We start from the raw sequence: 12399 nt of genomic DNA, 5'->3' as shown, positions 1-12399 counted from the left end.
ATCGGGAATTGGGAATTGGGAATTGGTAATTGGTAATTGGGAATGGGTAATGGGGAATGGAAAATTTAACCCAATAACTTATAAGTTATCTCAAAATTCAAAAATCTACAGAAGACCGGGCGAAGGTCATTCGCGGCTACACAAACAAAACCCGCCTCCGCGGGTTGAAGTTTTATCTTTTTCCGTCTTCCTTCTTCCTTCTTCCGTCTTCCTTCTTCCGTCTTCCTTCTTCCTTCACCCATAAAAAAAGGGGCGAGCCCCAAGCCCGCCCCATCCAAAATTATGCTGCTGCTATTGATTAACCCAACAGCGCTTTAGCCTTAGCTACGACATTATCAACGGTGTAGCCAAACTTTTCTAGAGCAACGGGGCCTGGTGCAGAAGCGCCGAAGGTGTCGATGCTGATGCTGTCGCCTTCGGAACCCAAATAACGTCCCCAACCGAAGCTAGAAGCTGCTTCAACTGCTAACCGTTTGGTAACAGCTTTTGGTAGTACAGATTCGCGGTAAGTGGCATCTTGCAAGTCGAACAATTCCCAGCAAGGCATCGAAACGACGCGGACTTTATTGCCTGCGGCGCGCAATTTTTCAGCGGCATCAACGCAGAGGTATGTTTCGCCACCGGTGCCGATTAAAATGATGTCGGGAGTGCCGCCGTCGTCGGACAAAATGTAAGCGCCTTTGGCTGTTCCTTCGATCGAGCTTCCGGCCAAATTGGGCAAGTTTTGACGAGACAAAGCCATCAAAGTGGGGCGTTTGGGGCTTTCAACTGCCACCTTGTAAGCACCGGATGTTTCGTTTCCGTCGGCTGGGCGCATTACCAATAAATTGGGGATGGCGCGCAGGGAAGCGATGGTTTCGACTGGTTGGTGGGTGGGGCCGTCTTCGCCCAAGGCTACGGAGTCGTGAGTCATGACGTAGATGACTCCGGCTTCGGAGAGTGCAGAGAGGCGAATTGCGCCGCGCATATAGTCGGCAAATACTAAGAATGTGGCGCAGTAAGGTATTAAGCCACCGTGCAAGAGCATACCATTGGCGATCGCGCCCATAGCGTGTTCCCGCACACCAAACCGCAGATTGCGTCCTTCGTATTGACCTTTTTGGAAATCTTTTTCACCCTTGAGCAAAGTCATGTTAGAAGATGCCAAGTCAGCGGAACCGCCGATCAATTCAGGTAGGACAGCAGCCAAAGCATTCAAACATTTTCCAGAATGATTCCGGCTGGAATCTGCCTTATCTTCCGGCTTGTAAGTCGGGAGAACTTTATCCCAACCTTCGGGAAGTGTGCCAGCAACGGTGCGCTCATATTCCGCTGCTTCTGCGGGATATTTTGCTTTATAATCAGCAAAAGCTTGATTCCATTCTTGCTCAGATTGAGCGCCGCGTTCAACTGCTTTGCGGAAGTGTGACAAAGCATCGCTAGGAATTTCAAACGGTGCGTATTCCCACTTCAAGAAATCGCGAGTTGCTTTCACTTCATCGGTACCCAAAGCAGCACCGTGAGAACTGTAAGAATTGCGCTTGTTGGGAGAACCGTAACCAATGATGGTGCGGACTTTAATCATGGACGGTTTGTCCGTGACTTTTTTCGCTTCTTCAATAGCTTTGTGAACTGCTTCTAGGTTAGTATCGTTGTCTAGAGCAGTATTGTCTACTGTAATAACGTGCCAGTTGTAAGCTTCAAAACGCTTGCCGACATCTTCAGTAAAGGCCAAGCTAGTGTCGCCTTCAATGGAAATGTGATTGTCATCGTACAGGGCAATTAATTTGCCGAGTCCGAGGTGTCCAGCCAAGGAACAAGCTTCGCCGGAAATGCCTTCCATGTGGCAGCCGTCACCCATGATGACATAGGTGTAGTGGTCAACAATGGTGTTACCGGGCTTGTTAAACTTGGCAGCGAGGTGAGCTTCTGCCATTGCCAAACCGACGGCGTTAGCAATGCCTTGTCCCAGAGGGCCTGTAGTAACTTCTACGCCTTCGGTGACAAAGTTTTCTGGGTGTCCGGGGGTTTTGGATTCCCACTGACGGAATTGCTTGATGTCGTCGAGGCTGACGCTATCGTAGCCGGTCAAGTGCATGAGGGCGTACTGTAGCATACAGCCGTGTCCGGCGGAGAGGACGAAGCGATCGCGATTGAACCACTTGGGGTTTTTGGGGTTGAACCGCATAAACCGATCCCACAGCACGAAGGCCATAGGAGCAGCGCCCATCGGCAGTCCCGGGTGTCCTGATTTTGCTTTTTCTACCGCATCGATGGCGAGAAAGCGGATAGAGTTGATGCAGAGTTCTTCGAGTGATTGAGTTGCAACAGCCATAATTCTGGTTTTTATATGTTAAGAGAGAGTGTGTGTGATATCATATCGGGTCAATCGATCGTAATTCTTGTAGGGGCGGGTTCACCAATAATCCCCAATGAAAACCAGAGTTTTAGTAAACCCGCCCCGACCCAAATAGTACGATCGATCGACCGGACATGATATGTGTGGTCGATTGTGGCAGAGGTGCGATGAGTCGAGTTCGATCGCCCGCGTCTCTGCTGTTCAGTTTCTGTGGAACTGCCGTGAGGCTGCACTACATATCATCTCACCACTTGCGATCGACAGACAACTTAATTTTTTAAGGTTTCGCCCGCTTTGACAGTTGGTAGTTGGCAGTTGGCAGTTGGCAGTTGGCAGTTGGCAGTTGACAGTTGGCAGTTGAGAGTGGGAATCAAACCGTTTATCTGTAAGGAGTTTAGTTTTTTTTTGTGAGATTATTTACGTCTGCGCCGGATGTGGCGGTTGCGATCGCAGATGTTAGTCAACAGTTAAGGCACGCCTGACGATCGCAAGTGTATCTTAGTTGTTTGAAAAATTCATCCCTGTTGCGCGGTTATGATAAAGTCTAGTGTTTCTCACATTTTGCAGCTTGGTCAGGAACAGGCAAGATGCTTGTCCCACAAAGAGTGAATTTTCTGGTGGGGTGAGCAGGCGAGCCCGCCCGAAGCGCCAGCACGAGAATAGTGCAAGATGTAAGATATTGGTAATTTTAACCAGGCAATAAGTAATGACTCTGAGTGAAGCCGAAGTCCGCAGTCAAAAAGTAGAAGAACTGCGATCGCAAGGCATAGAACCGTATCCTAGCCAATCCTACGCGCGATCGCACACAGCCCAACAAGTTCGCGAAATATTTAGTCAGCCGGGAAAAGAACTCGCCAACGGAGAAAGCGATCCCGAAGAAATTTCCCTGCGATTAGCAGGCCGGATTATTTCCAAGCGAGACAGCGGCAAAATTGGTTTCATCGATTTAAAAGACGCCACAGACAAAATTCAACTCAAAATCGAGAAAGCAATCGTCACCGGTGAAGTCGGTTTGAGCTTTGAACAAATTAAAAAATTGCTTGATATCGGCGATTTTGTCGGCGTCCAAGGTATTGGCTGCCGCACGCCACGGGGAGAACTTTCTATTTTAGTGCGGGAATTCACCCTTTTATCAAAAGCTACAATCCAATTTCCCGATGCTTATTACGGCATTAACGACCCCGAAGTTTGCCGCCGCCACCGCGAAATGGATTTGGCTAGCAACCAAGATGCGCTCAACCGTTTCATGGTGCGTAGCCGCATCGTACAAAGTATCCGTTCCTATCTCTGGAAAGCAGATTTTTACGAAATAGAAACACCGACACTCCAAGCTATTTACGGCGGTGCTGCTGCTAAGCCGTTCATGACGCACCACAATGCTTTGGAAGTAGACTTATATTTGCGAGTGGCACCGGAACTGTTCTTAAAAAGAGCTATTTGCGGCGGTTTTGAGCGAGTATTTGAACTAGGAAAAGCCTTTAGAAATGAGGGTATTGACAGCACTCACAATCCCGAGTTTACCTCCTTAGAAGTTTACCAAGCTTATGCAGATGTGTTCGACATTTTAACAGTTGTCGAAGATGTGATGTGTTTTGCGGCGGCGGCTGTCTTTGGAGATGTCGTGGAAATTGAAAATCAGGGAGAAACCATCAGTTTAGAGCGCAAGTTCGACTACAGCGACAAATATCCCGGTTTCAGCGGGAAACACTGGCAAGTGAAAACGATGGTGGAAGCTGTCAGAGACGAGTTTGGGCTGGATTTTGACAGTTTGGACTTGGAAAGTGCGATCGGCTCTGCAAGCAAGCTAGAACTGCATCTGTCAAAGTTAGAACAACAAAGTTTAGGCTACGTCTTGTACGCAGTTTTTGACAAATTAGTTGTTCCCAAACTAATTCAACCGACATTCATCATCGACTATCCCGTCGAAGTCAGTCCCTTAGCCAAAGGACACCGCAGCAAACCGGGATTTGTCGAACGTTTCGAGCTATTTATTAATGGCACAGAATACTCAAATGGATTCTCAGAATTGAACGATCCGAAAGAGCAAAGAAAGCGCTTTGAAGAACAGCTAGCGCAGAAAAATGCAGGCGACGACGAAGCGCATCCCATGGATGAAGACTTCATCCAAGCGCTATCTTTGGGAATGCCGAATTGTGCGGGAATGGGCATCGGCGTAGATAGATTGGTGATGCTTTTAACTAATACTCAAAGCATCCGAGATGCCGTAATGTTCCCGACAATGCGGCCAGTGAAAGATTAGTCAAATTTTGTAGGTGGTGTCTTGATTTATCAAGATTATAGCCCTTCTCAGATAGGTGAGGTACGTTGTTGGGCTTTAGCCCTCTTAGTGTATTATATAAGCTGTCAGTCATACCTCATCTTTTAGAGAAAAGCTCTAGTTAGACTCGAAAGGCTTTTGGATTTTCAAATCCCAAAATCCAAATTGACTTTTCCCCCTCAAAGCCGTGTCCGATCAATTAACCGCAGTAAGATTCGTTTGTAGTGCGGACTTCAGTCCGCAGCCAAAAAGCGGAATTAATTAAAGTACGTTGTTGGGCTTTAGCCCTCTTTAGACATATATAAAAAGGGCTAAAGCCCAACAACGTACCTATTGATGCAAAAAATCGTTTAAAATGGAATTGCGCCCTAATCTTGCAAAAAAATAACTTCTCATTGTTAACTCAGAAAATATGACACTTATTCAAGAAAAAACTCTAGCCTCAAAAGTTCGCGCCGACTTCCCCATTTTGACGCAAAAAGTCAACGGTAAACCGCTAATTTATTTAGACAACGCAGCGACTTCCCAAAAACCCCTAGCTGTACTCAACGCTTGGCGCGATTACTACGAACAATACAATGCCAACGTCCACCGCGGCGCCCACACTCTCAGCGCCAAAGCAACTGATGCTTACGAAGGTGCGAGAGACAAAGTTGCAGCATTTATCAATGCAGCATCGCGACAAGAAATTGTTTACACTCGCAACGCCACGGAAGCAATTAATTTAGTTGCTTATTCTTGGGGTTTAAGCAATCTGCAAGCGGGAGATGAAATTATCCTGTCGGTGATGGAACACCACAGCAATCTCGTTCCCTGGCAAATGATTGCTCAAAAAACTGGTGCGGTGTTAAAGTTTGTAGAGTTGACTGCAACTTACGAGTTTGATTTGGAACAGTTTAAAACGCTGGTTTCCCACAAAACTAAGTTGGTATCTGTGGTTCACGTTTCCAATACTTTAGGCTGCATCAATCCAGTCAAAGAAATATGCAAAATTGCCCACAGTTTCGGCGCCAAAGTTTTAATTGATGCTTGCCAAAGCGTGCCGCACATGGTAGTAGACGTGCAAGCAATGGATTGCGATTGGCTGGTTGCTTCCGGCCACAAAATGTGCGCTCCGACTGGTATCGGTTTTCTGTACGGTAAACTAAACTTGCTGAGAGAAATGCCTCCGTTTTTCGGCGGCGGCGAGATGATTGCTGATGTGTTTCTCGAATATTCCACCTATGCTGATTTGCCGCACAAGTTTGAGGCGGGGACTCCGGCAATCGGTGAGGCGATCGCCCTTGGTGCTGCGATCGACTATCTTAGTAACATAGGCATGGATCGGATTCACGCTTGCGAAGCCGACTTGACGGCTTATCTCTTCCAACAGTTGCGGCAAATTCCCGAGATCAAAATCTACGGGCCACAACCAGACAGCAACGGCGAAGGTAGGGCAGCGCTAGCATCATTTAGCGCCGGAGAACTTCACCCTCAAGACTTGTCCACCATGTTGGATGCGGAGGGGGTCGCGATTCGTTCCGGGCATCACTGCACGCAAGCTTTGCACCGCTATTTGAACATTTCATCTACTGCACGGGCGAGTGTGTATTTTTACAATACCCATGAGGAGATTGATGTGTTTGTCAAAGCCTTGAAAGAGACGATCGACTTTTTTGGTGAGATGATGGGGTAAGCTTTGTGGGGTGGGTATTTGCCCACCTCAGTTACCAAAGTTTTTTTGTAAGGATTCAGTTTAGCAGAATGCCTTTTACAATTGCACATCCGATCGCAGCCGCGCCCATCTGGTTGCTATCTAAACGAAAATTGGATTTGTTAGCGATCGCAATTGGGACAATGATACCCGATTTGCAATATTTTATCGCCCTAAAACCAGTCAGAAGCATTGGACACAGTTTACCAGGAGTGTTCGTTGAAGGTATACCCTGTTCCCTGGTTATGTTGCTAGTGTTTCATTTGTTTTTCAAGCATCCGCTGCTGGCACTTGCTCCCTCACAGGTAGCCGATAGACTACCACCAATCAGACGATACTCGTTCTTTCCATTATCTAGATTTTTAATCATTATAGCATCGATCGCGATCGGTGGCATCAGTCATATTGTTTGGGATGATTTTACTCATTCCACAGGATGGTTTGTCGTCAACTTTCCTCTGCTGCAATCTAAGATTGTGTCTCTACCACTTTACAAATTACTTCAATATGGAAGTGGCATATTCGGGCTCTGCGGTTTGTCGATTTGGTTTTTAGTATGGTTACTCAACACTCAACCTCGCCAAAAGCAAGAAACGCTACCTATTTCCTGGAAATTATTAGCAACTGGCTGCATTTTGCTCACATCTGGTATCTTCGCAGCAATTGCCGTAAAATTACACCTAGCCGAGGATGGAAGTTTTTCGGGGATAGTTGTTAGAGCTGTTATTGGTTCTATTTCCGGGCTATTTATCGGTTGTTTTTTATACTCAGCTACATTCTGGAAGCTCAAAGGTTTTCAGCAATTAAACTAAGAATTGGGTAAAAAAGATAATTCTCAATTCCCTTCCAGTATCCGCGTTCATTCGCGTGCATCCGCGGCTCAAAAAAGAACGCTTTTTGGGAACTAACTTTGCCCGTGCTACAATAAAACCAGAGTTTTCTCAGCTCAAGGAGATTTTGAGATGATTGCTACCACTTCAAGTTTAGCCGAACAGAGAAGACTTCTAGAAAATATTAGCTGGCGAACCTTTGAAACCTTGCTCAAAGAAATAGGCGATAAGCGAGGTTATCGCATAGCTTACGATGAGGGTATGCTAGAAATCATGACTCCTTCATACCTTCATGAAAGTTATAAACTTCAATTTCATCGTTTCATTTTCATTTTGGCAGAAGAACTCGACATTGAAATTAAAAGTGTGGGCTCAACTACTCTCAAACTTAAAAATACCAAAAAAGGCATAGAACCAGATAGCTGCTATTATATCCAAAATGAAGCAGCAGTCAGAGACACGCAAGAACTGGATTTAGAAACTGCCCCACCGCCTGATTTAGCCATTGAAATAGATATTACCAGCAGTTCAATTAATAAGTTTGCCATTTACTCAGCACTTGGAGTCCCGGAACTCTGGCTATATAACGGGCGAGTTTTGAAATTTTATCAGTTAGTAGAAACAGAATATATTGAGCGCGACTTTAGTATTTGCTTTTCCCTTTGTATCAGCAGCAGAAATGGCTGGGTTTTTCACTCGCACTCAAACGATGGGGGAAATTGCTTTGCTGAAATCTTTTAGGACTTGGGTTAAAGGGAAAATATAGCATCATAAATTACGGACAAAATGGCTTTTATTGTGGCGAGTTGGCAAGATCGTGTCCGCAGTCAGTAGCACGATAAAATAGGTTTGTAGTAAGGACTTTAGTCCTCTTTAAACTATGAGGACTAAAGTCCTCACTACGAACTTTATAACGGCGGACACGATCTAAATTCAGATAATTAAAACTCACTAATTTCAGGATGGATAAACTGATAGCCAGCCGCCTTAATTTTTTGATTCGATACCCTCGCATTATAAGGCCGCACGCTGCTCACAGATGTATCCCAAGTAGCTTTCGGTAGATTGTGAGTTTCAAAAATGCGATCGACTAATTCGCGACTAGATAGCGACACATCCCCGACTAAATTGTAAATCCCCTGCAATCGATTGTCCAATGCAAAGGTCAATCCCCCAACAATATCATCTCGATGCACCCAATTTGTCGCATCTTCCCCGGCGCCCGGACGAGTTGTCCCAGCCCAACGTCCAAAGATTTTAACTAATTCTCGCCCGGGCCCGTAAATGCCACCCAAACGGAGAATGCAAACTTGCAGGTTTGGATTCGATGCTGCTAATAAAACTCGTTCGGTTTCGGCGAGAATTTCACCGTTGGGATTGGCTGGTGCGACGGGCGATTCTTCGTTTACCAGTTTACCTTGACAGTCGCCGTACACAGAATAAGTACCCGTATAAATCACCTGCTTGACTGTCGGTATCTGCTGTAAAACTGATACCAAAGTTGTCACAGTTTCTAAGTAACTTTCTCGATAAGCATCAGCATTTCGAGCACCGACGCACAGCATAACAGCATCTTGGTCTTGCAGTAAACTCGCGATCGCACCTGCATCATTTCCCTTAAGCACAACTACCCGCTGGGCGACACCCTCCAATTCACTAACTCGGCTCGCCGTCGTAGTTGTCGCCGTCACGGTACAATCAGATTTACCGCGTAAATGTCGGGCTGTCGCAGTACCCACATAGCCGCACCCGACGATCGCAACTTTCATCAAAAATTCTCCATTTTGTCCTAGCCTCTAAGATTATTGCCGGTTTTTGCGAAGATTCGAGGTCAGGTTTGTGGTACGATCGAGATCGTCGCGAGCGATCCCAGTTGCATCATGTCCGAACAAGATATTTTTGCTACATCTTCAGAAACCGAACTTTTAGCTTTTTACGGTTCTTTATTTGCGATCGCAGCCGCCGACGGTTCTGTTGATATTGACGAACTAAATTTGTTGTTTAAAACCATAAATTTAGACAAGTTTTCGGATTCAGCCAAGGCTCAAATCCAATCCTACACAGCGACTCCACCATCTCTGGGCGACTGTTTGCAAACTCTCAGTCAGTCAAAAGAACCGCTGCGCTTGGGAGTCATGTATTTTTTGATCGGCATTGCTTTGGCAAATAATACCCTGCATCCCACAGAAAGCGAGGCGATTCAATCCGCGAAAAAAATGCTCGCAGTTTCCGATTTGCAAATTCAAGCCATGCAAGAATTCATCGCAGACATGAAACAAATACAGGAGGCTGCGCCCAAAAAAAATCAAGCATCAGCATCATTTAATACTGCCGTTTCCCAGCTCAAAAATAAGGGCATTCCTCTCGATTTAATCGACCCCAAAAGAACCACCATAAACCTCAGCAATCCGCAACCAGATTATTCCGATGAAAGTTTTTGGGCAAAACTTAAAAAATTTGCTTTAAGCGCTGGCCGAGAAGTAGTTGAAAAAGCTTTGACGCTTTATTACACTGCTCAAAATCCCAACGTACCGGCTTGGGCTAAAACCGTTGTTGTGGGAGCTTTGACCTATTTTATATCTCCGGTTGATGCGATTCCAGATATATTAGTCGGTGTCGGATTTACAGATGATTTGGGGGTGTTGCTGGCGGCGATAGCGACTGTTTCAGTATACATTAATGCTGAAACTAAAGCACAAGCACAGCAGAAAATGAGTGATTGGTTTGGTAAATAATCTTATCAGGTTTGTAGTAAGGACTTTAGTCCTGCTAAACTTAAAAATTAAGAAGGACTGAAGTCCTCACTACGAACTTTTAAGAAGGACTGAAGTCCTCACTACGAACTTTTAAGAAGGACTGAAGTCCTGACTACGAACTTTTAAGAAGGACTGAAGTCCTCACTACGAACTTAGTGATTGTGGATTCTCAGTCTTTCAGCGGCTTACCTTCTCGATTGATAATACGGCTTTCACCATCTTTAGCCGTGACATTTTCATAAACCCCTTCATCTCGCTTCACATACTTGCTGAAGCCCTGATTTTTGTAATCAGTGTCGGATGTCGGCTTCATCAACCTCGGAGCGCTCAGCATTCGGCGTACCGGAGTATCTCCAGGAGTATCCCCAAGTTCGCACTTAGCCAACTCGCATAGTTGGGCCCAAGTCGAAACTTCCAGGTTCATGCTGTGCGAAACTTCTAACTGCTGGTTGTTTGTGGGACAAAAATAATCGTATACAGGCATACTAAGAATCTCGCTTGCAACTACTAAAATTACTAATTGCACGGTAACAGTGAGTATTATAACTCAAAATTACTAACAATTCAAGCCAAAAAAGCAAAGTTTACTATTTTTAATGGTTGTTGAAACAGCAAATCAGCTATATTATTAACCCTGTGCAGTTGCTCCCGAATGCGATCGAGACCAAGCCCAATACTACGCTACCCTGAAATCCTCTGACTCGATCGACGGCTAGCAAATGCCCCCAAGACTTCTCTGAATGCCGTCAAAGGATTTATCGTCATTTCAGACTGCGCCCAAACTACTGATTTTAAGTTTCAAGTGTATTCATCTATTCACCAGTGAGGATTTACCGATGAGCGATTTCAAAGTTACGCCAGAAGTGGAGCTGAATACAGCTCAAATGTTGGAGCGATACCAACTACAAGATGAGACTATTCTGCGGCGTTGGGCAAAACTGCACGGCATCAACAGCACTCGCGGTTTCTTCTATCCTAGTGAAGTAGATTTGATGGATCACGCTCACCATCACCTCTACAATTTGGGAATGAGTGTTGCTGAGTATCAAAGTCTTTTAGACCGGCGCCGCAGCCATTCTCAGACATCAGGGGATCAAAATAAAACAGTAGCAAGTCAAGTTGCTGATGAAGCATACGATGCCATAGAAATGCTGACAGATCAGTATTCAGAAGCTATTGATTTAATGGGAGAACGTATAGCAGATCATTTCATCGATGAACTCGATTTATCTGTGATGCGACACCTTTCTCAAAAAGTTAAAGATCGTCGCACACTCAACGGCCAAACTAAAAAACCCAACCGTTTTCTCCAAGTAATTAAAGCTGTGTTGCAACCGAGCAGTGAAAATACGCTTCTGGTTCCCAGAAAAGATGATGACTCTAGTTTAGAATTAGAACACCATCACCGGCTCGGCTAGCGGATTGATTTGCAAGGCTAAGCGCTACTTGTCGCGGTAAGGTGCGCGTCGCGCACCCTACATAATTAGGTTATGTTTCCGGGATTGTGAAGGCAATAAACTTGCTGTTTTTAACCAAGAAGAATGGGTTTAGAGCCTCCTCCTTCGAGGGAGAAATAAAACAAAATTATTCACTGTTTCATTCCTAGGACTTATAGGTAGAGGTCGCTCTCCAACTGTCAACTGTCAACTGTCAACTGTCAACTGTTGAACAGCCTAATTTACCTTGCAATTATCAATTTAAGACTGGAGAGAGATGTGCTTTGCCTCGGAATTACCTAAAATATAGGTTTAATTGAAACAGTTAATCTAGCTAAAGGTAGAGAAATGATTAAATCATGGATGGTAATTGGAGCAGTCGTCTTGATAGTAGCTTTGGCGATTAACAGAATTTCGACCAGTGACATCCAATGGTTCAACCGATTAGTGCGTCCGAGATGGCTAAAAATTGAAGCAGCAATTCCTATAATTTGGACAGTAATTTTTATTTGTGGAGCTTGGTCAGCAGTGATTGTTTGGGAGCAAGCACCGGGAACTCAGGAGACTTGGTTGAGAATGGGTTTGTACCTGCTTTTAGAAATAGTAACTATGTCTTATACGTCGGTTATGTGCAAAGTTAGGAGCCTCAAAGTCGGTACGATAATCGGCGGAACTGGCGCAATTTTAAGCGTGCTGCTAGCTTTGAGCGTGTTGGCTGCTTCTGAATCAGCGACCTTGTTATTGCTGCCTTACATACTCTGGAGTCCGATCGGCACTTACACGACTTGGGCGATGATGCACCTCAATCCGGCGGATGTTTAATTGATAGAAGTCCGAGGGAAGTCGGAAGAAGGAAAAGGGAAAAGGGAAAAGGGAAAGATTTTTAGGGTGTGTCGCCATCAACAATTTTTATATTCAATCGACAATCTCACACTGAGGGTTGTCTTATAACTGTTGAAGCTCCCTGGTCAGGGGGAACGCATCTTATTGAACACTCTTCGCTAGTGGTGAGTATATTTTGAGATAAATTCACCATTCTTAGAAGCTATAGATACGCTTTGTAATGAC

At 45.2% G+C, this 12399-nt stretch carries 11 protein-coding genes; 7 read left to right on the top strand and 4 right to left on the bottom strand.

Annotated features, from left to right (window positions below; all coding sequences use genetic code 11):
• Nucleotides 1-298 precede the first annotated feature (298 nt).
• Both tkt and JGK36_RS09350 read right to left on the bottom strand, forming a co-directional pair.
• Nucleotides 299-2314, bottom strand: coding sequence for a transketolase (gene tkt / locus JGK36_RS09355; RefSeq protein ID WP_293175669.1), 2016 nt, complete (start codon nucleotides 2312-2314; stop codon nucleotides 299-301).
• Between the two features lie 50 nt (nucleotides 2315-2364).
• Nucleotides 2365-2571 carry a hypothetical protein gene (locus JGK36_RS09350; protein ID WP_293175671.1) on the bottom strand — a complete coding sequence of 69 codons (207 nt, stop codon included), beginning with the start codon at nucleotides 2569-2571 and terminating at the stop codon, nucleotides 2365-2367.
• A 473-nt stretch (nucleotides 2572-3044) separates the two neighbouring features.
• On the opposite strand from JGK36_RS09350, the gene lysS reads away from it, so the two are divergent.
• The 4 genes from lysS to JGK36_RS09330 all read left to right on the top strand — a co-directional run bounded on the left by lysS (nucleotide 3045) and on the right by JGK36_RS09330 (nucleotide 7880).
• Nucleotides 3045-4598: a lysine--tRNA ligase gene (gene lysS, locus JGK36_RS09345; RefSeq protein ID WP_293197525.1), complete on the top strand. Its 1554-nt coding sequence runs from the start codon at nucleotides 3045-3047 to the stop codon at nucleotides 4596-4598.
• A 430-nt stretch (nucleotides 4599-5028) separates the two neighbouring features.
• Complete coding sequence (locus tag JGK36_RS09340) at nucleotides 5029-6291, top strand: SufS family cysteine desulfurase (protein ID WP_293175675.1); 1263 nt, start codon at nucleotides 5029-5031, stop codon at nucleotides 6289-6291.
• Nucleotides 6292-6359: 68 nt separating this feature from the next.
• Nucleotides 6360-7121 carry a DUF4184 family protein gene (locus JGK36_RS09335; protein WP_293175677.1) on the top strand — a complete coding sequence of 254 codons (762 nt, stop codon included), beginning with the start codon at nucleotides 6360-6362 and terminating at the stop codon, nucleotides 7119-7121.
• A gap of 150 nt (nucleotides 7122-7271) precedes the next feature.
• Nucleotides 7272-7880 carry a Uma2 family endonuclease gene (locus tag JGK36_RS09330; protein WP_293197524.1) on the top strand — a complete coding sequence of 203 codons (609 nt, stop codon included), beginning with the start codon at nucleotides 7272-7274 and terminating at the stop codon, nucleotides 7878-7880.
• Nucleotides 7881-8080: 200 nt separating this feature from the next.
• Here JGK36_RS09330 and JGK36_RS09325 read toward each other — a convergent pair whose 3' ends face one another.
• A complete protein-coding gene (locus JGK36_RS09325) occupies nucleotides 8081-8908 on the bottom strand; it encodes an SDR family oxidoreductase (RefSeq protein WP_293175681.1) in 828 nt (275 codons plus the stop codon).
• Between the two features lie 111 nt (nucleotides 8909-9019).
• Here JGK36_RS09325 and JGK36_RS09320 point away from each other — a divergent pair, with 111 nt between their 5' ends.
• A complete protein-coding gene (locus tag JGK36_RS09320; protein WP_293175683.1) occupies nucleotides 9020-9874 on the top strand; it encodes a DUF1232 domain-containing protein in 855 nt (284 codons plus the stop codon).
• Nucleotides 9875-10064: 190 nt separating this feature from the next.
• On the opposite strand, the gene JGK36_RS09315 is transcribed toward JGK36_RS09320, so the two are convergent.
• Nucleotides 10065-10379 carry a zinc ribbon domain-containing protein gene (locus JGK36_RS09315; protein WP_293175685.1) on the bottom strand — a complete coding sequence of 105 codons (315 nt, stop codon included), beginning with the start codon at nucleotides 10377-10379 and terminating at the stop codon, nucleotides 10065-10067.
• A 352-nt stretch (nucleotides 10380-10731) separates the two neighbouring features.
• On the opposite strand from JGK36_RS09315, the gene JGK36_RS09310 reads away from it, so the two are divergent.
• Both JGK36_RS09310 and JGK36_RS09305 read left to right on the top strand, forming a co-directional pair.
• The gene (locus tag JGK36_RS09310; RefSeq protein WP_293175687.1) at nucleotides 10732-11313 is read left to right on the top strand and encodes a hypothetical protein; all 582 of its coding nucleotides are present in this window, start codon (nucleotides 10732-10734) and stop codon (nucleotides 11311-11313) included.
• A 366-nt stretch (nucleotides 11314-11679) separates the two neighbouring features.
• Nucleotides 11680-12153, top strand: coding sequence for a TspO/MBR family protein (locus JGK36_RS09305; RefSeq protein ID WP_293175689.1), 474 nt, complete (start codon nucleotides 11680-11682; stop codon nucleotides 12151-12153).
• Nucleotides 12154-12399 lie beyond the last annotated feature (246 nt).

This window comes from Microcoleus sp. PH2017_35_SFW_U_B, from assembly GCF_020737865.1.
Taxonomy (GTDB): domain Bacteria; phylum Cyanobacteriota; class Cyanobacteriia; order Cyanobacteriales; family Microcoleaceae; genus Microcoleus.
The sequence above is the reverse complement of the archived record's forward strand: the minus strand, read 5'-3'. Positions and strand labels throughout refer to the sequence as shown.